At 44.1% G+C, this 20,748-nt stretch carries 17 protein-coding genes and 2 pseudogenes; 10 read left to right on the top strand and 9 right to left on the bottom strand.

The window, feature by feature from the left end:
* Nucleotides 1–181 precede the first annotated feature (181 nt).
* Nucleotides 182–3,490 carry a pectinesterase family protein gene (locus NSS94_RS21260; protein ID WP_341040059.1) on the top strand — a complete coding sequence of 1,103 codons (3,309 nt, stop codon included), beginning with the start codon at nt 182–184 and terminating at the stop codon, nt 3,488–3,490.
* A 191-nt stretch (nt 3,491–3,681) separates the two neighbouring features.
* Complete coding sequence (locus NSS94_RS21255; protein WP_340956944.1) at nt 3,682–4,899, top strand: macrolide family glycosyltransferase; 1,218 nt, start codon at nt 3,682–3,684, stop codon at nt 4,897–4,899.
* Nucleotides 4,900–4,907: 8 nt separating this feature from the next.
* Here NSS94_RS21255 and NSS94_RS21250 read toward each other — a convergent pair whose 3' ends face one another.
* Together NSS94_RS21250 and NSS94_RS21245 are read right to left on the bottom strand one after the other, a co-directional pair.
* On the bottom strand, nt 4,908–6,134 hold the full coding sequence (locus NSS94_RS21250) for a sugar efflux transporter (RefSeq protein ID WP_341040056.1): 1,227 nt from the start codon (nt 6,132–6,134) through the stop codon (nt 4,908–4,910).
* 223 nt (nt 6,135–6,357) lie between these two features.
* Complete coding sequence (locus NSS94_RS21245) at nt 6,358–7,131, bottom strand: alpha/beta fold hydrolase (RefSeq protein WP_029519343.1); 774 nt, start codon at nt 7,129–7,131, stop codon at nt 6,358–6,360.
* A 185-nt stretch (nt 7,132–7,316) separates the two neighbouring features.
* Between NSS94_RS21245 and NSS94_RS21240 the strand changes: the two genes are divergently transcribed.
* From NSS94_RS21240 to NSS94_RS21225, 4 genes and pseudogenes are all read left to right on the top strand, one after another.
* Nucleotides 7,317–8,909, top strand: coding sequence for an alkaline phosphatase family protein (locus tag NSS94_RS21240; RefSeq protein ID WP_341040054.1), 1,593 nt, complete (start codon nt 7,317–7,319; stop codon nt 8,907–8,909).
* Between the two features lie 81 nt (nt 8,910–8,990).
* Nucleotides 8,991–9,341, top strand: coding sequence for an ArsR/SmtB family transcription factor (locus NSS94_RS21235; protein WP_341040053.1), 351 nt, complete (start codon nt 8,991–8,993; stop codon nt 9,339–9,341).
* 86 nt (nt 9,342–9,427) lie between these two features.
* Nucleotides 9,428–10,717 (top strand): arsenic transporter, encoded by a 1,290-nt coding sequence (locus tag NSS94_RS21230; protein WP_318628111.1) that lies wholly within the window; start codon nt 9,428–9,430, stop codon nt 10,715–10,717.
* A 25-nt stretch (nt 10,718–10,742) separates the two neighbouring features.
* A pseudogene (locus NSS94_RS21225) lies at nt 10,743–10,919 on the top strand (arsenate reductase/protein-tyrosine-phosphatase family protein); the annotation flags it as partial.
* A gap of 72 nt (nt 10,920–10,991) precedes the next feature.
* On the opposite strand, the gene NSS94_RS21220 reads toward NSS94_RS21225, so the two are convergent.
* A complete protein-coding gene (locus tag NSS94_RS21220) occupies nt 10,992–11,387 on the bottom strand; it encodes a winged helix-turn-helix transcriptional regulator (protein ID WP_013373192.1) in 396 nt (131 codons plus the stop codon).
* Between the two features lie 162 nt (nt 11,388–11,549).
* Here NSS94_RS21220 and NSS94_RS21215 point away from each other — a divergent pair, with 162 nt between their 5' ends.
* The gene (locus NSS94_RS21215) at nt 11,550–12,110 is read left to right on the top strand and encodes an NAD(P)H oxidoreductase (protein WP_341040049.1); all 561 of its coding nucleotides are present in this window, start codon (nt 11,550–11,552) and stop codon (nt 12,108–12,110) included.
* Nucleotides 12,111–12,232: 122 nt separating this feature from the next.
* On the opposite strand, the gene NSS94_RS21210 is transcribed toward NSS94_RS21215, so the two are convergent.
* From NSS94_RS21210 to NSS94_RS21200, 3 genes are all read right to left on the bottom strand, one after another.
* Nucleotides 12,233–13,483: an ABC transporter permease gene (locus NSS94_RS21210; RefSeq protein ID WP_341040048.1), complete on the bottom strand. Its 1,251-nt coding sequence runs from the start codon at nt 13,481–13,483 to the stop codon at nt 12,233–12,235.
* Nucleotides 13,467–14,786 (bottom strand): HlyD family secretion protein, encoded by a 1,320-nt coding sequence (locus NSS94_RS21205; RefSeq protein ID WP_209949883.1) that lies wholly within the window; start codon nt 14,784–14,786, stop codon nt 13,467–13,469. The genes NSS94_RS21210 and NSS94_RS21205 overlap by 17 nt, the downstream gene beginning before the upstream one ends.
* A 134-nt stretch (nt 14,787–14,920) precedes the next feature.
* On the bottom strand, nt 14,921–15,454 hold the full coding sequence (locus NSS94_RS21200; protein ID WP_029519335.1) for a MarR family winged helix-turn-helix transcriptional regulator: 534 nt from the start codon (nt 15,452–15,454) through the stop codon (nt 14,921–14,923).
* 239 nt (nt 15,455–15,693) lie between these two features.
* Between NSS94_RS21200 and NSS94_RS21195 the strand changes: the two genes are divergently transcribed.
* Complete coding sequence (locus NSS94_RS21195; RefSeq protein ID WP_341040045.1) at nt 15,694–16,869, top strand: alanyl-tRNA editing protein; 1,176 nt, start codon at nt 15,694–15,696, stop codon at nt 16,867–16,869.
* Between the two features lie 12 nt (nt 16,870–16,881).
* Here the strand turns inward: NSS94_RS21195 and NSS94_RS21190 are convergent, their stop codons facing one another.
* Entirely contained in the window at nt 16,882–17,583 is a 702-nt protein-coding gene (locus tag NSS94_RS21190; protein WP_029519333.1) for a YoaK family protein, read from the bottom strand.
* 193 nt (nt 17,584–17,776) lie between these two features.
* A complete protein-coding gene (locus NSS94_RS21185; protein WP_069011589.1) occupies nt 17,777–18,295 on the bottom strand; it encodes a DJ-1/PfpI family protein in 519 nt (172 codons plus the stop codon).
* 148 nt (nt 18,296–18,443) lie between these two features.
* Between NSS94_RS21185 and NSS94_RS21180 the strand changes: the two genes are divergently transcribed.
* Nucleotides 18,444–18,836 (top strand): winged helix-turn-helix transcriptional regulator, encoded by a 393-nt coding sequence (locus NSS94_RS21180; RefSeq protein ID WP_013312050.1) that lies wholly within the window; start codon nt 18,444–18,446, stop codon nt 18,834–18,836.
* 148 nt (nt 18,837–18,984) lie between these two features.
* Here NSS94_RS21180 and NSS94_RS21175 read toward each other — a convergent pair whose 3' ends face one another.
* On the bottom strand, nt 18,985–19,320 hold the full coding sequence (locus tag NSS94_RS21175) for a winged helix-turn-helix transcriptional regulator (protein WP_013312049.1): 336 nt from the start codon (nt 19,318–19,320) through the stop codon (nt 18,985–18,987).
* Nucleotides 19,321–19,586: 266 nt separating this feature from the next.
* On the opposite strand from NSS94_RS21175, the pseudogene NSS94_RS21170 reads away from it, so the two are divergent.
* Nucleotides 19,587–20,690: pseudogene (locus NSS94_RS21170) on the top strand (FAD-dependent monooxygenase).
* The last annotated feature ends 58 nt before the right edge of the window (nt 20,691–20,748 follow it).

Genomic DNA, 20,748 nt, shown 5'->3' with positions numbered 1-20,748 from the left:
TTCCTTTACAAATTAAGATAAGTAAGCGCATTCATACATCAACAGTATATATGACAACCTGCCAATGATAAAAGCAGAAAAGATTGATGAAAGGAGGTGAAGGCGCTTCTGAACGTCTCGGATCGTGTTTTTATAAAAATATGCGCTGATGTGGAAGAAAATCTTAGGGAGGAAACAGAATATGAGCAAGCAGCGTACATGGAAAAAGGTGCTATGTAATATGGTTGTGGGTTCATTGTTGTTGTCCTTGTGCCCGCCGCTGATCCAAGCGGAAACTGCGATAGGAACAGAGAACGCAAAGATGGCAAAAGTGGCGACGGATATTCCGGCGTTTCCGGGGGCTGAGGGTGGCGGTAAATATGTTACCGGTGGACGCGGAGGTGAAGTGTATGAGGTTACCACGCTGGCAGACTACGGCAAAGGGGAGCAGATCATACCCGGATCTCTTCGCGCAGCGGTCAGCTCCGATAATCGGACGGTCGTATTCCGGGTGGGTGGAACGATTCATCTCAAGGAGCCACTTAAAATCTTGGGAAACAACCTGACGGTTGCGGGTCAGACAGCTCCTGGCGACGGTATAACTGTAAGCGATTACACAACAGGGATTGATGCAGATAACGTCATTCTCCGTTACCTGCGTTTCCGATTGACCGACCGTTACCCCAGTGAGGATGACGCGTTAGGAGCCAGATACCATAAAAATATAATGATTGATCACTGTTCCTTTAGCTGGTCGGTGGATGAGGTACTGAGCCTGTATGACAACGTCAATACAACGGTACAATGGTCCATTGCGTCCGAAAGTATGCTAATGACTACGCACCAGAAAGGTCGCCACGGCTATGGCGGCATATGGGGTGGACGAAATTCCACCTATCATCATAACTTGTTGGCTCACAATGCAAGCCGTAATCCGCGTTTTCCAACCGATAAAAAACAAATCGACGCTGTGGAAATGACCAATAATGTCATTTATAACTGGGGATTTTTCTCCTCATACGGCGGTGGTGAAGGATCGTATAATGTGCTAAATAACTATTATAAGTATGGCCTTAACACATATGAGGGCGTTCGCGGTCAAATTTTTGTAGACGTGGGTAGTAAAAAATATAAAACACGCATCTTTATTGGTGGTAACTATATGTACGGCAATGACTCGGTTACGAAAGACAACTGGCAGCTTGGCACATCCATTGGGTCCATTATTGATCCGTCCACCCGTTTGGCGGAGCCGATTGAAGTCAGAGGGGAATACGACAACGGAATCTCACCCGATGCGTACGGTCCATATCAAGCGACAGATGCACAAACCGCATATACGGAGGTGCTTGCCGGCTCAGGAGCCACGCTGCCAAGAAGAGATGCGGTGGACGCCCGAATTATGAATGATGTGAAGAATGGAACGGGTGCATTTATTAACTCTCCGCGTGAAGCAGGGTGGATTTATGACGATTCTAACGTAACGACGACGGAGCTTTCTGACAGTGACCATGATGGAATGCCGGATGAATGGGAACGTGCCCATGGGCTGGACCCCAATAATGCAGATGATCGTAACGGTCAGGGGCTTGCCGGCACAGGGGCGTATGCTCATTTTGCCAAGGGTTATACGAATCTGGAGGTCTATTTAAATGATCTTATTGAGAAGCTGTCGAATGGAAATGAGGTGAATAATCCAGAGGCTGTCGTTCAGGTGTCGGATGCAAACGGACGTTCACTAAAGCATAACGATATTTTGGAAGCAGGCCGGGATGCGACCATAACAGCAACAGCCAAGGACAAAGATGGTATTGCTCATGTTGAATTTATCATTGACGGCAAACTCGCTGGAAAAGTAGAGACTGCGCCTTATCAAATGAATTGGAACCATGTGACGGACGGGACCCATTACATTGTTGCACGGGTAACAGATCACAAAGGGACTGCCGTATTTTCCAATCCTATCACCATCCACGTTAACACGACTGCACCAACAGGAAGCTGGCTCAGCGAGGAGGTTGGCTCTGAGGGCCACAGTGGTTATATAAAAGGGCATACTCAGGTCTTAAAAGAAGATGCAAGCGGCAGCAGTATAAGACTGAAGTCAGCGGGAGACGTTGACGGTAAGGCAGATATTTTCCATTATGCTTATCAAAAATGGGAAGGTGACACTGAAATTACAGCCCGTGTGGAACATATTACCCCAGTGGATGATAATGCCGAAGCGGGTGTAATGATTCGTGAATCGCTGAAGCCTGGATCAAAAATGGCTTTTATGTCTTTAGCATTTGTTAAATATGGCAAACAGGGTATTCTTATCAGTCGTGATCAAACGGAGGGTAAGACGAAACGTGCGTCAATGGAGACGTTTATTACAACGCCATATTCGGTTCGTCTGGTACGACAAGGACCAAAGGTTACCGGCTGGGTGTCCGCAGATGGTGTGACGAACTGGGAGAAGGTTGGTGAAACGGTTATAGATGTGCCGGATCATCAACCGCTATTGTTCGGGTTGGCTACTGATGCATCCAAACCACAAAACGATGTATGGAATTACAATACGTCGGAATTCAGCCATGTCACCATCCGCAACCTGACAGACTCAGGAGGAACTCGTCCTACTAGTGTGGTGGTAGCGACCTATGGTCCTGCTGACTTTACATCTCTCCAGGCAGCTATTGACGCAGTCCCTGACGACAGCAATACAAGGACAGTTATCCATCTCAAAAACGGTACGTATCGTGAGAAAATAAAGGTGAATTCCTCGAAGAAAAACCTGAGTATTATCGGAGAAGATCGGGATAAAACGATCATTGCTTTTGATGATACGGCCAAAACCGTGGTGGATGGAAAAGAATTAGGAACAAGCAACAGCTATACCATGCGTGTGCAAAGTCCTGATTTTGTGTTGGAGAATGTCACGGTTGCCAATACAGAAGGAACCGGGCAGGTGCAGGCTGTAGCGTTATATGCTGAAGGCGATCGTGGTAAGTATCACAATGTCAAAATTACCGGCCTACAGGATACGTTGCTTGTGAACCGTGGCAGACAGTATTTCAAGGACAGCTACATCAGTGGCAGTGTAGATTTTATATTTGGCAATGCACCCGCTGTGTTTGATAATTCGATCATACACAGCCTGCGTGCCGGATATGTGACAGCAGCTTCAACAGAAGAGAACAAGCCGGGCTTTGTATTTATTCAATGTCGTCTGACAACAGAAAATGGCTTAACAGGCAAGGTGGATCTCGGACGGCCATGGCGCCCTCACGCTCATGTTACTTTTTTGAAGACCTATATGGATGACCATATCAAGCCGGGCGGCTGGAATAATTGGGGCAAGGAATCCAATGAGCAGACCGCAAGATTTGGAGAGTTTGATAACTTTGGACCAGGTGCAGGAAGTAGCGAACGTGTACCTTGGGCCAAACAGCTTACTGCCGATGAAGCAAGCCAGTACACCGTTGAAGCTGTTCTGAGTGGACCAGATCATTGGGATTGGCGTCTTTAAATTTGATGTTCAGTGGTTAAGCGGGGCAAGCGCTTCTAGCGTTCAGCCTCGCTTATTTCTATCGTTTGAGTGGAGGATACATATTTAATTTTTAGGTATTGAAAATACTTGTTTATATGGTAAATGTTTGCTATGTTTAAAGTGTATTTATTTCAAATTGTAATTTATTTTTGATTTTGGAGGTGTAACGTATGGCACGTGTGTTAGTAGTGATCACGCCTGCTGAAGGCCATGTTAATCCGACACTAGGATTAGTGAAAAGGTTGGTAGACAGTGGGGAGGATGTTGACTATGTGTGTACGGAAGAATATCGTACGAGAATTCAACAGACAGGAGCGCAGATGATCACCTACCCTTTTGTGGATGATGCTTTTTCCAAAGACTCTGATTTAAAGCCAGCAGAATACAAACATCATTATCAATTTGTATACATGATGGTAAAAGGTATGATTCTTCCGATTATTCCAGAGGTTTTGAGAGTGATCGAAAACAGAACCTATGATTATTTAATCTATGATTCATTGATGGGCTGGGGAGGCACGATTATTGCAGAGAAGCTAGGAATTCCTGCTGTATGCTCTATCGCTTCTTTTGCTTTCGTAGAGCCATTGGGATCGGGGCAAGGCATGAATGACAATGATCCGGAGGTAAAGAAGTTATACACGGCTACGATGCAAATAACGCATCAACTAGCTAATGAGCTTCAGGTTGACACTCCGGCTATAGAAGAGATTGCTCCTCATGGCGGGGACTTAAGAATCGTTTATACAAGCCGCTATTTTCAACCGCAAGCCGAAAAACTGGATCACAGTTTTATTTTTACAGGTCCTTCTATTGTACCGCGTAAAGATGCTCCTTCTTTCCCGTTCGAACAACTTCGTGTTCTGCATCCACAGGTGGTTTACATTTCTATGGGCACTATTTTGAATAAAGACTTGGAATTTTATAAGCTTTGTTTTGCAGCATTTCGCGATTTGCCTGTGCAGTTTGTGCTGTCTTCAGGCAATTATACAGATATGGAGCCACTGGCCCCGTGTATCCCTGACAATTTTATAATCAAACCTTATATTCCGCAATTGGAAATGCTCCAGCATGTGGACGCTTTTGTTACACATGCGGGGATGAACAGTACAAGTGAAGCACTGTATTACAATGTGCCGCAGGTCATGATTCCTTTAACATCGGATCAGCCCATCGTAGCTAGTCGGGTGCAGGAACTGGGAGCGGGTGTTGTTGTGGATAAAAATGAGCTTACACCCGCTAGTTTGAGAGCTGCCTTATTAGAGGTATTGAGTCATCCAACCTATAAAGAACAGGCTCATGTGATCGGCGAATCATTACGCCAGGCTGGTGGGTACAGTCATGCGGCAGATACAATCATGAGCCATTTCTCTACCATAGAAAAATAAGCGGCAGTCTATATACTGTGATTCCTTTCTTTTAAAGTAGCAGATTTTTCAAACTCTAGTTTCTTTGAAATCGCCAGAAGACCAAGGGAGCAGATGATCAGGGCCAAACATACCCAATAGCTGTTTCGGTAACCAATCCATTGAGCGGTTAATCCGCCCATCAAGCTCCCCACCAGTCTTCCGATGGTTGTCGCATTGGAATATAGCGTCGATGCGTACCCTGGAAGAGAGGGCAACAAATCCTGCATGTAACTAATGCCAATGGCAGAAATCACTGCAACAAAGAAGGCTAGAAGAAGCTGCCCCACGAATAGCTGCCACATCTCCGTAGACATAAGGACAAGGAGATAATAGACAACTCCTGTTAATGCTCCTAAAAATATAAGCAAACGGTTGGAGTATTTAGCTGCTAGTACGCCTAGCATGAGCATCAAGGGTATTTCTACAATTGCGCAAATACTGGATACTAGAGCAACGTCACTCGTGTCGCCTTGTAAATTGTGAATGATGAACAAGGAAATATTCAAATTATTCATCCAGTGAGACGTATAGAGCAGAGTAAGAACGGAAAAGGGAATCAGAATCTCAATATTTTTATGTAATGTAATGTGATGAAGTGAAAGTTGATTGTTATGTTTAAGTTGAGCGGGAGGCTGCTTGATAAAAAAGAATAGAAGCACAGCAATGAGAACAAAAATAGAGGTCGTTCCCATAAAGATACCCTTAAAGCCCGTATGTGCAATCAAAAAGGAACCAAAAAGCGGCCCGGTAATAAAGCCAAGAGAAAACATAGACCGAAGCGTTGAATTCGCAAAGGCGTGATCCGCAGATTTACTGCGATTTACTGCTTCACGTGCACTGGCAAATAACTGCGGCATCCCAGGAGCACCAATGGCCGTAAAGATCGTCATATAAACAAAAAGCACATAAAAATTTTGGATTACAAGATATCCTGCAAAGGCTACGGCATTAAATAACGTGCAAATTACCAAAATTTGTTTACGGTCTAAGCCGGTATCAGAACGTTTAGCAATCAGAGAGCTTATCCATATGCCACAAATCAAAGTCACCGCTGTAAACACACCAAAGGTTCCTACAGATACGCCAAGTGTACTTGTAAAATATACAGCTAAAAAAGGTGCGCTGATGGATATAGCCATGCCTTGCAATAACATGCAGATCATGAACAATGGGTAGTTAGGTATAACAAAAAGATTTTGAATACGCTTTAGCATTTCATTTTTACACCCCTTCAGATTTAGAAGCAGAATAATACATACCTATCCCATCTAAACTACATATGACTTTAGCATAATTTGTATATTTACATAGTGTAAAATATTATATATTATTTTTCACTTATTTGAGCAGGTCATATGCAAGGTCATATACAGGCAAAGATACAGTATCAGGAGTGGGGTGTAGATGTGTATGCGGAATTCTCCTGTAGAATTTGCCTTAAAGACTGAAGCGATCTACGAACTGCTTAATCAGTTCATTCAATGATCCGGCGGCCTTCGTAGGAAGGCGGTGATCGACTTTTTCAATGAAAACAAGCTCACTCTTCGGTAATTGTTGATGCAATATTTTGGCATAGGGATGAAAGTGCTTATCCTCTTCACCATAAACAAGCAGGACGGGAAGCTGGATTTCCCCGAGCCGTGAGGTGCAGTTGTACTTCAAGCTGTATCGATAATATTGCTCGACATTCCTGGGATTTCCCTGCTTCGCATCGCTGAATAACTTACGTAACAAAGATAGCTGTTTCGTTTGTGACCAAGCAATAGAAAGGGCAAGTGTACCGACTGCACCGATTTTGGAAAGAGCAATGCCCAAAGAAATTTTGTTTCTTAGTCGCCCTTCGTTTACTTCTGACATTCCACTGATAACAATGCCTCCCCATGCCCGATCTGGATAAGTCAAGAGGAATTCAAGTACTATCGAGCCTCCGGTAGAATATCCACACAGAAATACTTTATCAAGGCTCATCCGGTCCATCAAATGTTTAATATCCTTGACAATGAGAGGGTAAGTAACCGTTTGCTCGGAAGGCTGACTTTTACCGTGTCCTCTGATATCAAAAGCTATAGTTCGAAAATGGGGCGAGAGTCCTTGGATTTGGTATGTGAAATTTAAGCTTGTGAGTACTGGAGGGTGAATGAATAGGATGGCCATTCCTTCACCGGAATCCATATAATGCATGGAGTATTCGTTTATGTTTGTAGTCGTCATGGTTATGTTCCCTCCCTGAATGGTTTGATCTTAAATTTGGCCTATTAGATCCAAAAAATTCATGGAGGTGTAACTTTAATTGCTTGTATGAGATACCTTTGTCCCGATGATCCAATGCAGGAATAATTTTTTTAGTACAAGAAAAAAATAAGAGGATCAAGTTTTTCTAAGAAAGGGACACATACATGGGCATGAAAAATAAAGTTACCATAGCACTAGTGCTAGGTTTATTGTTGTTGGTTTTGGGGTGTAGAGCGGACTCCAGTCAACAGCTAAAACAACAAAGTGTGAAGCCACCTATCACAGTAAATCAAATGGGCAAAAAACCTGTCATTGTGATCTTGATTGATTCTTTAATGGATAAGCCTTTGCAAGATGCAATTCAAGAAGGCCGTGCACCCGCAATGCAATATCTCTTAAATCAAGGGCAATATTTTCCGCATGTAGTGAGTTCATTTCCCACGATGTCTGTGACAATCGACAGTACATTATTAACGGGAACGTATGCAGACCAACATCATGTGCCCGGACTCGTTTGGTACAGCAACCAAAAGAAACGCATGATTCTCTACGGCAATGGTGCCAAAGAAGCCTTAAAGATAGACCAACTACAAGTATTCTTAGACGCAATTTACCAATTAAACCAAGTCCATTTGAACAAAAAAACGAAAACCATACATGAGGAATTGGCTGACAAAGGAAAAGAATCCGCGTCCATCAATGCTATTGTCTTTAGAGGGAAAACGAAACATGCCTTAAAAGTGCCTGACTTCATAGCGAATAGCAACAGGGTGCCAGAAAAAATGATAGTAACAGGGCCTAAATGGTTATCTTATGCAGCTCTGGCACAATTGAATCCGAAAAATAACTGGAATACTCCTTTGTGGAAAAAATTTGGGATGAACGATGAATTTTCCGCAAAAGATGCCGCTTTTCTAATCAGCCAGAAGAAACTTCCAGACGTAACCATCACATACTTTCCTGAGAATGATAATTTGGCGCATAGAAAGGGCCCGACTCAACTGAAGGGAATCGAAAAAGCAGATCAAGCACTGCAAACTGTGTTGAACGCATATGGTTCTTGGGAACAGGCTGTAAACAATGCGATATGGATTGTCATGGGTGACAGTGGACAAAGTGCGGTTTATGATGATCGACAGGCAGCAACGGTTGATATAAGGCCTCTTTTGAATCATTACCGCATTGCAAAATTAAATCAACCCGTAAGAACTGAAGACCAAATCGTGATTGCCGCTAATGAACGAATGGCGTATATCTATGCGATTAACGATAACGTGGAGTTGTCTGACGTGGTGAAGTTTTTACAAAATGAGGACAAGCTCGACATTATCGCTATGAAAGATGGTAAAAACAATATTCATGTTACAAAGGGGAAAACGGGTAAGCTATTTTCTTATCATCCCGGTGGAAAATTCATTGATGAATATGGACAATCGTGGACCTTGTCGGGCGAAGAGGACCTTGTGGATATTAAGGTGAATAACAACCGGATCAAGTATGGAAAATATCCAGACGTTTTGGCGAGGTTACACGGGGCAATGAATTCACATGAAGGAAGATATGTTGTCGTCACGGTCCAACCCGGATATGAACTCGTCGGTGAAAGTTCTCCCACCCACATCGGTGGAGGTGCTCATGGATCGCTGCATGAAAAGGATTCCCTTGTCCCATTAATTATTTCCGGAACGAATACACGCCCCAAAACACTGCGAATCGTTGATATAAAAGACTGGATTCTGCAATTGGTAAACGAATAAGTATTATTCGGTTCTTGATATTAAGATTGAACTCCATTAGCATATAAGCATGTAGTTATATAAGCGGAAGGAGGTCACACATTGGAGCAACTTGGTTATGTAGCCGATCATTTAAAGCTACTGGGGGATAAAACCCGGTTGGCCATGCTTTCCCTGCTAAGAGAAAGAGAATGGTGTGTTTGCGAATTTGTAGATATCTTTGATATGTCGCAGCCAGCAATTAGCCAACATTTGAGAAAACTAAAGTCGCAAGGGATTGTAAAAGAAGAACGACGAAGTCAGTGGGTATACTATTCCCTAAATGTAGACGATAAGCCGCATATTCAAGCTGTTCTTGAGCGTATGCCAGACTCCAAGCAAATTTTAAAATGGCTGAATAAAGAGGAGCCGATCACATTTTGTGAACCGAATTCCTCAGCTTGTTCATCCTAAAGACTGTTCCGTGTATCTCCTTGAGGGATAACGGTGCTATTATATAAGTATATGTTTATAAGGTAATATATTGGAGGTTTAGAACATTGATTTTGTTGGCATGCATTATATTTTTAGCCACTTTAGTATTGGTGATCTGGCAGCCTAAAAATCTGTCCATCGGATGGTCTGCCTGTGGCGGTGCCATACTCGCCTTGCTGGTGGGTGTCGTCGATTTGCATGATGTTTGGGAAGTTACTCATATTGTCTGGAATGCGACACTGGCTTTTGTAGCCATTATTCTGATTTCGTTGGTGCTTGATAAAATCGGCTTCTTCGAATGGGCGGCGCTTCACATGGCACGAGCTGCGCGAGGAAGCGGAACCCGGATGTTTGTTTATGTGACCATTCTTGGCGCCGTTGTTGCTGCTTTTTTTGCGAATGACGGTGCGGCCTTAATACTGACACCGATTGTACTGGCGATGGTTCGGGCACTTAAATTGGATGAGAAAATGATTTTTCCTTTTATTATAGCGAGCGGTTTTATTTCAGACACGACGTCGCTTCCGCTTGTGGTCAGCAACTTGGTCAACATTGTGTCAGCCGATTTCTTTGGGATCACCTTTATGGAATATGCGAGTCGCATGATTGTACCTAATTTATTTTCTTTAGCAGCCAGTATAGGAGTACTGTATCTTTTTTTCCGTAAAAGAATTCCGAAAACGTTTGATGCGACACAATTAATCAGGCCTGCGGAAGCGATTAAAGATCCAAAGATGTTCCGTATGTCCTGGATCGTTCTCGCGGTTTTGTTCGTTGGCTACTTTGCATGCGAATTTTTTAATATTCCCGTTTCGGTGGTGGCTGGTATTATTGCTATCTTTTTCTTATTGATGGCGCGTAGAAGCCCTGCAGTGCCGATGAAAGAAGTCATCAAGGGTGCTCCATGGGCTATCGTATTTTTCTCCATCGGAATGTATGTTGTGGTGTATGGTCTACGTAATGCCGGTTTGACGGATCTGCTGGCCCATGTGATTCAAGCGGCTGCCGATCAAGGTATGTTTGTGGCCACCATGGGCATGGGTTTTATTGCGGCGATTATCTCGTCGGTCATGAATAACATGCCTACGGTCATGATTAATGCGCTTGCCATTGATGCTACCCATGCAACCGGTATGGTCAAAGAGGCGTTGATTTATGCTAACGTCATTGGTTCTGATCTGGGACCGAAAATAACTCCGATCGGTTCATTAGCCACGTTGTTGTGGCTGCATGTGCTCCGTTCGAAAAACGTAAAAATTTCTTGGGGGACTTATTTTAAGACAGGCATTGTCTTAACCATTCCTACACTTTTTATGACCCTACTGGGCTTATATCTATGGTTAATCATTTCATAATGGAACATTGAAGGAGACGGTAATGATGGAAAAAAAGACAATTTACTTTTTATGCACTGGTAACTCTTGCCGCAGTCAAATGGCAGAAGGCTGGGCCAAAAAATACTTGGGAGACCGTTGGAATGTATACAGTGCGGGTATTGAAGCACACGGCCTTAACCCTAAAGCGGTGCAAGCGATGAATGAAGTAGGGGCTCGTATTCGGAAATTTTCGGAGACTGGTGAATAAACAAGGTACACAGCTTAGGTATAGTATTACAGCAAGCACGCCTCCTTAAAGGGGTGGTGCTTGTTTGGCGTTTTTCTCCTTCACAGAATACTCTTCCAACACCTTTGTTTTATCTCCATAGATCCTATCCAAATGATCTTCTCCCCATAAGCAAAAACGATCAAGCAGATCTTTAAAATCCCATCCATATTCACTAAGCTCATATTCCACTTTGGGGGGAACTTGGTTATAAATGATGCGGTGGATGATTCCATCCTTTTCAAGCTCTCTAAGCTGTTGGGTGAGCACTTTTTGGGTGATTTTCGGAATGAGTTGACGAAGTTCGTATGTACGTTTTCTGCCGCTGGTTAAATGGTGTAGGATAATGCCTTTCCACTTTCCACTGATGACCTCCAAAGTTGCCTCGATCCCGAGCATATAGGTTTTGGCTTTGTCTTCCATAGACTTTTCCCCCTCTCCGATCTGTAGTACAAAAAGCACTAAGGAACCTTAAAGTACCTACAGTACATTGAAGTGCGTACTTCACGCTTTAATGTATAACATCCATAATATCATCTGTAGACAGGGTTCACCAATTATGAGGAGAAAGAAGGTTACGGATACATGAAAGTTTTATTGGTCGTCACGCATCCTAGAGAAGATTCACTAACCCTTGCGGTCATGAATCGTTTTGTAGAGGGATTGAAAGAGAATAAGCACGAGGTAGATATTTTGGACTTGGATCGGGATGGATACAATCCGGTGTACAGCGCTGCAGATGAGTTGGATTGGAATACGACCCATAAACAATATGCTCCTGAAACACGGAAAGAGATGGATAGAATAGTGGCTGCGGATGCTCTGGTCTTTGTGTTTCCATTATGGTGGTATAGTGTCCCGTCCATGCTAAAAGGGTACCTGGATAAAGTGTGGAACATAGGTTTACTTCAGGAGTTCACGTCAAAGCAGGTTCTGTGGATATGCTTGGCGGGGGGGACGAAAGAACATCTGATCAAGTATGAATATCACGATTTGGTTACTAATTATTTGAATAAAGCCATTGCTGGTTACGCAAGAGTAAGAGAGTCCAAGGTGGAGTTCTTCTATGATACTTTATCCGAATCGAAAGAATACATTGAAGGTTTACTGGAGCACGCTTATCAATTAGGTCGGGCATATAAGTGAATTTTATTCTGATAACAATGATAATTTAATATTATTGAGGATTTTACAAAATCCTGATTATTGAAAAAGGGTTAAGGATCGTTAGACGGCACTTAACCCTTTTTTATTTTGTAGACGAGACTCTATCCTTTTATAGGCTCGTGCATAGGTGCTGATGGTACCCCTTGCATAGATAACCCGCTGCCAGTTGTGCTTGCTGGAACAACGGGATGTGGTAATCCCTTTTCAGAAGCAGTGCCCGCAGTCTGCTTGGCCAGCTTCTGTTTCTCCCATAGGGCTCTGGCGATCACCAGCAAGGAGAGTACACCCACATATAGTAACAGAGAACCGAGTTCGGGAAGCATCTCCTGCAAAGGTGCACCACGCAGACCCATAGTGCGCAGGAATTTATACATCCATACAAAGGGGAAGAAATCACCGATTTGAATCGCTAAAGGTGGAAACAGTGATCTGGAAAGAACAGCCCCTGATAGAACAAAAGCAGGCATGAGTATCATCACCATTCTGCCAATGGCTATTCCCGGATGTGCAGCGCCCCATGCAACCAGGACATTGATACAAACGGTACCGAATACATACAGGACAACTGGAATTATAAAGAGAATTGGATTGGCCTCGAAACGGCCTCCCCCAAACACTTTAAGCATCCCTAGAGAGAAGATTAAGCCAGCCGTCGAAAACAGCGTATAAGGAAGCATACGCAGCAGGATGTTGAACGGATTTTGCAGCTCAGCAGCCAGCCTCTTGGAAACCCGGAGTCTGGCGACCAGAGGTAAGCTATTTATATTCAGTATCATAAAAGAGAACATACAAGTGAATGCAAGTATCGTCGTATTCTGATAGTCATTCGTTGGATTAAACATGGAACGCACTTCCAAGGCGATACCATTGAGGGCCCCTTGAGCCTGTTCTGCGTTCATCCCGGTTTTCAACATAGCTGGAACAGACAGTTCCATATTCTCGGAAACGCTAATTTCCTGCATAGCTGTACGAATCGAAGTAATAGATTGTACATTGGTATTATCGAGAATGAGACCCACGCGGCTGGAGAGGGAACGATTGTGATTGTCCTCTAAACCATGCGGCAATGAAATAACAGCCAAATATTGCTCATGATAAAAATACTGTTCAGGGTTGTCCGTATACGAAACAATCTCAGCTACGTTCATATACGGGGAAGCATCTATTTTCTGAATGAACTCACGGCTGTAAGCTGTGTTATCTTGATCCACCACTACCACGTTAGCGTCGTTAATTTGGCTGCTTGGGAGCAACAGTGAATACCCCAGTACGGCAATCAATGGGAAGATAATAGCTATAATCGGATACTTGGAGTGAACCAGATACAACCATTCATCACGAAGAGATTTCATTTGTATTCACCTCAACTGTCATGCCTGGTAGCAAAGCTGCTTCTCTTGTTACATATACACGTACCTGGAATGTAGCGGTATCTGCTTCTCCTTTTTCACGGGACATCTTCACATTAGCGAATTGTGGTGCAGCAGTTACATAGCGTACCGTACCTTTCAAGTCCTTATTGAGACCAGAGATATGAGTTTTAATTTCTTGATTGGCCTTGAATTTCCCCGCTTGTTCTTCATTCACATAGAGATCGTAATATAAATCGTTGGTTTCCAGGGTAATCACAGGAGCACCTTGCGCCACATTTTCGCCGACTTTGGTACTAATCGAAGTCACCTTGCCATCCTGTGGTGCTTTTAACACCAGGCGTTCTTTTTTGAGCAGCAACGTTTTAAGCTGAACTTCCTGTGTGTCTTTTTGTTGCTTTAAAAGGTCAATAGCCAGCTTCTGATCTGCCAACTGTTGACGACTCTGCTGAATGGTTTCCAGCTGGGTCTTGGAACGATCGACGGACAATTGGGCACCGCGAATTTCTTCCTCGGCTTGTTTTACCGAAACGGCTGCTTGTGTCGTCTGTTCACTGGCCTGCATACGTTCTTCAGAAGTGGCACCATGAAGTAGCTTTTGTAGAGCCTCTTTTTGCTGACTCAACTGATTTGTCGCTAAAGTCAAAGAGGATTCGGCATCATCCAACGCTGCTTTGGATGCACTTCCTGCATCATAGAGTGCTTTATTACGCTTATAGTTGGTCTGCGCAGTCTGAACGTTTTTGGTTGCTGAGGCTACAGCAATTCGTTGCTGCTGAACATCTTCATCCCGAACCCCGTTATTGACCTGTTGTTCCGCAGCAGTGGCTTGACGCTCAGCCGCTTGTGCCCGCTGCAATGCTGCCTGACTTTTACTCTCAGTCACTTGAGCTTGCGCGATATCTAGCTGTGCCTGTTTTTCCTGAGTTGCTGCCCGTGTATAGCCTAAATTGATGGATTGTTGTTGTTGGCTGATTTGCGTATTGAACTGGGCAATTTGTGTCCGCAGCTGCTCAATTTGCAGATCCACATCTGTGGAATCCAAAGTCATAAGGACAGTTCCTTTTTTCACCTTCGTTTCTTCTGTTACCGGGATGTTCAGGACTTTGCCTCCTACTTGTTCAAAAGATACATGAATGCTATCCGCATTTAGTGTTGTGCCTTTAACGGATCGCGAAGCATTGACTTGATCTTGTCCGTTGGTCTGGAGCAGGAAACCCCCGCCGATCAGACAGGCGATAGAAATGAGAGGGATGATGAGGCTAGTGGCTTGTGTGCGATTCATGGGTAATACGCTCCTTAGATTCATAAAATGGGTTAAACATAGACTCGAATAAATATCCTGATATGTACATTTTATTTATTCTTTTATTTAATAATTTAAAAGTTAGTTGGCTAACTAAAACGCAAAATTGAAACTTATTCTGGTTTTGCTGCTTTATATATCTCTTTTGCTTGAGGGATGCCACTTTCTATTTTTTGCAGTAACGTCAGGAGCAATTCCTTTTCATCGGTGGACAGGTGGCTCATCAGTGTGGAAGTGCTTGTAAAATGTATAGGCAGCAGTCTTTCCATCATTTCTGTTCCTTGTTCGGTCAGTTTAACAATGCTCATACGGCGGTCGGAAGGATGAACAGATCGAATAATAAGCCCATCGCGTTCCAGGCGGTCAAGCAGACCGGTAACAGTAGGCTTGCTAACCCCTACTTTCTCCGCAAGCTCTGTAGCCAGCAATCCTGTATGGATGTTGCGGTACAGAAGAATTAATATTGAAAATTTCCCATGAGATATACCGAACTTCTCAAAGCCCTCAAAGCTGACTTTAAAGACGCTGGAAGATACCCGCATAAAAAATAGCATAGCTTCTGTTGCTCTTACATCAATCTCGGGGATACGCATAGAAAATTCTTGTAGCGCCTCACGAGTGGGCAAGTCCCGTAAATCAAAATCCATAAGGTTCTCCTTTCTTCTTACAGTATGTTCCAATCAATAAATTAGTTAGCCGACTAATCTTAATCTATTCAAAAATGAATTTCAAGCTAAACTTTGTTAATCGTCATGCACATTTCTCACCAAATGGAGGTTGTTCGTGCCATGGTTCAAGCTTTTCCCTGCATTGATATTTACAATGAATTGCTTGATAATAAGTGAATATCGCACGAGACAAAGAACCCAAAAGTGAGGAATCTGGAATGACGACAAAATTATACTACACTGCTCCGCATCTTACGGAGTGGGACACTCATATTACACGAAGCATGGAAAGAGACGGAAAATATTTGGTTATGCTGGAGGAAACGGCCTTCTATCCGCATGGCGGAGGCCAGCCTTGTGATACAGGAACCATTCAGGGCGTTCGGGTATTAGATGTTGTCCTCGAAGATGGGGACATTTGTCATCAGGTAGAGCGTTTGCCGGAGGATCGGAAAGTAGCCTGCCGATTGGATTGGGAACGCAGATTTGATCATATGCAGCAGCATAGCGGGCAGCACTTGCTGTCAGCGGTTTGTCTAGAGTTGTTGGGTGCCCGTACGGAAAGCTTTCATCTGGGACAAGAATATGACACGATTGATGTGAACTGTTCGGATATAACGCCTGCGCAGCTATCGGCAATCGAGCAGGAAGTAAATCAGCAAATCTATAGTAATCGCAGCATAAAAAGTTATTTTGTAACCCGTGAGCAATTGAAGGACATTCCGCTTGTGAAAACGCCCAAAGTGACAGAAAATATTCGGATTGTCGAGATCGAGGGCATTGAATATAATGCTTGCGGTGGCACACATGTAGCTCAGACCGGGGAAATTGGGATCATTAAATGCTTAAAATGGGAGAAGCAGAAGGGGATGGCAAGAATCCATTTCAAATGTGGCGCTCGCGCACTCCAGGATTTTAACGATAGTGTTCAGATATTGGACGTGTTATCTATGAAGTTCAATACCGGGCGAAAAGATATTTTGACCCGATTCGAAAAGTGGGAGCAGGAGCATAAACAGCTTAAGGCGCAAGTGGAGCTCCTACAAGAGGAAAATGCTTCGTACCAGGCGAAAGAGTTGCTATCTGCTGTGCAGGGGCATGTTCTTGCTCATGTATTCGAACAAAAATCCCTGCAGGACATGCAGCAATTGGCTACCAAGCTGACAGCTGAGCATGATTTGCTTGTTCTATTTGCCACAACAGCAGATAACAAAATCATACTGGCACATAACGGCACCCAGTCTGTTAGCTGCGGAGCATTTTTGAAAGAGAATCTGGGGGCATTTCACGGTAAGGGGGGCGGTAGCAACCAATCAGCTCAGGCTGCATTCCCGTCCCGTGAAGACCTTTTGAATTTCTTTGAAACGGCCCAGCGCCAGTTCGTTCAGGGCTGATGTAATGGAGGATTAGTGGCGTAGGGGAAGCTTCCACTTTTCCTTTTCTGTAAATAAAATAAAAGAAAAAATAAGTGCAACAACAGCGCCCCAAACGGCTTTATCCCCAATTGTCAAAGTTAGAAATCCCCCCAGCAAGGCTCCTACCAAGAAGGCTGCCAGGATGACACCATAACGCATCGCTCGAATGGCAGCGTTCGTGTCCTTGGTCGTTACGGCGACATACACAGCCTCGATAGCTGATCGGAGGTTACCGGTGCTGACCGTGGAGGTGTACGGCACATCAATGAGCTTGCGGAAGGAAGTCATTTGCACGGAAGCGACGAACGAGACGATCACCACCACTACCGTATTGGGAACTCCTTGCGGAATCAATCCCACGATGAAAAAAATCGCAATTTCCAGTAAAAGAATTGCGCGGGTCCAGTCCGGAGTTAAACGGTGGGTTGATTTTCGTTTAATCCCTTCAGCAACAAAAACCCCCAGTGAAAAGGCGATCAGGGGCGGGATATAGGATAACGCCTGAATCCAGTGCCCCTGAATGACTTTGACAGCCAGCAGCACGATATTGCCTGTCTGTGCGTTGGCGAAAACACCGCCTCTTCCAACAAAGGTATATGTGTCCAAAAAGCCCCCTACTAATGATAGTAAGGCGCCCAGTCGCAACGATTCGGACGTTACCTGATGTAAATGTATTTTGCCTTTCATAAACACGGCATATAAGCCTCCTATGCTAAACGTCGATTGTTTAAAGTTAACACGAAAATCCAGGACCATACAATTAAATTAATCACTTAAGCATGAAAATGACACAAAAAAGCCACATCAGGTCCCATACAATAGAAAGGACGTGATGCGGCTTGTTGGAGTGCTGTTTAAAGTGTCATCTGGAACTTCGAGAATGTGCTTATTGCAGAGCTTGAACGAGGGCTGCGCCGAATTCCTGTGCACCATCTGGGCCATCGGCTGTAATAATGTCGCTATGCGCAACGACATGCTGAGCGAGATATTCGGCTTGATGCACTTGAAGCTGATCCTTTTGTATATCCACTGGATAGCATGTAGCCGTTCTACCAGAGAGTAGTCCGGTTTGAGCCACGGCTACAGAGCCTGCGCAGATGCCAGCCAATAAAGTCTTTTGCTCATGAGTTTGTTTTAGCAGAGTTTGGAGATCCGCGTTATTCCACAGATGGTCATTCGTACCTGATCCGCCGATCACAGATACTACATCATAATCAGCCAGCACAGCGTTTGTAAAAACAAGATCAGCTGTCGCTTTACCGTTGTAGTCACCCGTGATTTCGCCTGTTTTTGTACTAGCTAGGGTCACGGTAACGCCTGCTTGCTCCAGCGCTTCCTTCGGTTTAAACAATTCATCCTCATTAAAGCGCTCTGGGGGTATAATAAAAAGAGCTTTTTTACTCATACTTTATTCCTCCTTGAATGTGTAACGTTATCTACTATTGTAGGATGGCTTCGTCAGGCTGTGAAGAATGCACTTTCAAGTACGGAGGTTACCTGCAGGTTACTATTAGAGTGCAAGACCATGATGATTTAGAAGGAGTTAATTATATATGTCTGATACGCTAAGAGAAGAAATACGGGAGAAGATCGTTAACGGAGACTATAACTGCGAAAAGGAACTAACCTTGTCAGTGTTAAGCGGAAAATGGAAGGTCGTCATTTTATGGCATCTGGGTGTGGAAGGAGCGCATCGTTTCAGTGACCTGCAAAGGCTGTTTCCGAAGCTGTCGCATAAAGTGCTGACCAATCAGTTGCGGGAGTTGATGGAGGACGGTATTGTGCACCGGGAAGTGTATCCCGAGGTACCTCCAAAGGTGGAGTATTCGATGACCGAGCTGGGGATGACGATTTTACCCATTGTGGAGATGATGTATGACTGGGGGAAAAAACGGGTGCAATCCATACGTGAGGAAATGCAACGCAGCGGTGAGGGAAACGTTTAAAGTTCCTTCATATGAAAAATAGAACGCCTTGCACTATGAGTACAATTGTACTTAGAGCAAAGGCGTTCTTTGGCATGTTAGCAGTCTGTGTTTTTATCATATTAGTCTAGGAACAATAGCGGTAGACGTGAAGCTGCTTCAATAAGAATCATTGCTGTTCAAGTGCTGGTAGAACCTCAATCCAGCGTGTAGCCCAAGTACCGATATGGTCAAACAAAGGAGCTAAATCGCGTCCTTTATCCGTAAGAGAGTATTCAATCCGTACGGGCTTCTCAGGATAAACCATACGTTGTATGATTCCTTCTTCCTCCAGCTCTTTCAAACGGTCCGAAAGGACCTTTCCACTTAAATTAGGAATTGAATTCTCAATAGCGACGAAACGTTGCGGACCATTCGTTAGTTGAAATACGATCAATACCGTCCAACGCTTACTCAGTAGTTCCATAGCCTTTTCAAACCGTGGACACATCTGCGGAATGTTCATGTGATCACCTCATGTTTATTATTAACGATTCACTGTTAAAAGTAAATGATTTTACTTTACATAAATTTATTACTTGACGAAATGATATGATATAAATATACTTTGTTACATAAAGTAACTTGTTAGCTTTGAGACGGAGCTTAAGATATGAATACTTAAAATTTAAACTTAATTTGATGTTATTTTTGATATTATTAATGATGTAATTAAATGAACAGGTACGAACTAATCGTTGAGGTTATGGTTTGGGTGTAGGGGGAAGTCGGATGAAGCTGGAATGTGAAGTGTGCGTAGTTGGAGGGGGACCCGCAGGGACTTTGTTGTCCTGTCTACTGGCGGCGCAGGGTGTATCCACGATATTGATTGAGCGGCAGAGCATAGCGGGAAAGGCCTTTCGCGGTGAAATCTTAAATGATGAGGGTCAGGAAGTGATCCAAAGGCATAAGCTGCTCGAACAAATTCATGAGAACTATGTTCTCGCCTCCACAAGGATCGAATATTGGGGGCATCAGCGGCAAGTGAAGACGGTCAAGCCAGTATCAGTAGATGGTAATGTGGGGGTTCATATTCCACAGCCTCGATTTTTGGAGGCTTTGCTCAAACAGGCGTCAACCTACGAGTCCTTCCGTTACCTGGCGGGTACAACTGTGACTGCGTGAGAAGGTAACAGCGAGCAGGGGTACACGGGCTTGACCGCCCGCGATAAGAACGGTCATGAGATCACGATTCACAGTTCGTTGATTGTAGGGGCAGATGGTCGCTATTCGACTGTGCGCAAGCTGGCGCAGATGCCTGTGACGAACATTCGACACGGCTATGATCTGCTATGGGCGAAAATTACGGCACCTGCTGGGTGGGAGCCCGTCACTCGTCTGGCATGGGTCAACGGAGGACAATTGGCTTTATTCTCGCAGGCTGAGGGCTATATTCAAATTGGCTGGAATGTGGAGGAGGGTAGCTTTCTAACCCTGTTTAAGCAATCCTTTGAACCATTTATACAACGGTTTACAGAGGCTTTTCCAGATTTGAAGCATAGTGTGCATGATCATATTCGTTCATGGAAGGACTTCGTACCGTTGGATATTTTCAGCAGTCGTAGTGACACCTGGACGCAGAACGGACTGGTCCTTATTGGAGATGCGGCGCATACCATGACACCTACCGGAGCTTTTGGCTTGAACGCAGCTTTGAAGGATGCCGATGTGCTAGCCAGTGAGCTTCTTCGTTTACGACAGAAGAGCTATACCGCAGGAGACCTAAAGGCGTTCGAAGACGGACGACGGCAGGCTGTCACCGAGCTTCAGGAACGGCAACTGACGATGGAATCCACGTTTCATGAACATTTCTTACACAGAGTTAATGATTTATGACCCTAACAATAACGATTAGCCTTTGAAGAATTAGGCATTTTCTATATAGAGCTTATAT

This window comes from Paenibacillus sp. FSL L8-0644, assembly GCF_038008165.1.
Classification (GTDB): Bacteria; Bacillota; Bacilli; order Paenibacillales; family Paenibacillaceae; genus Paenibacillus; species Paenibacillus polymyxa_D.
This window is presented reverse-complemented; position numbering and strand designations above follow the sequence as displayed.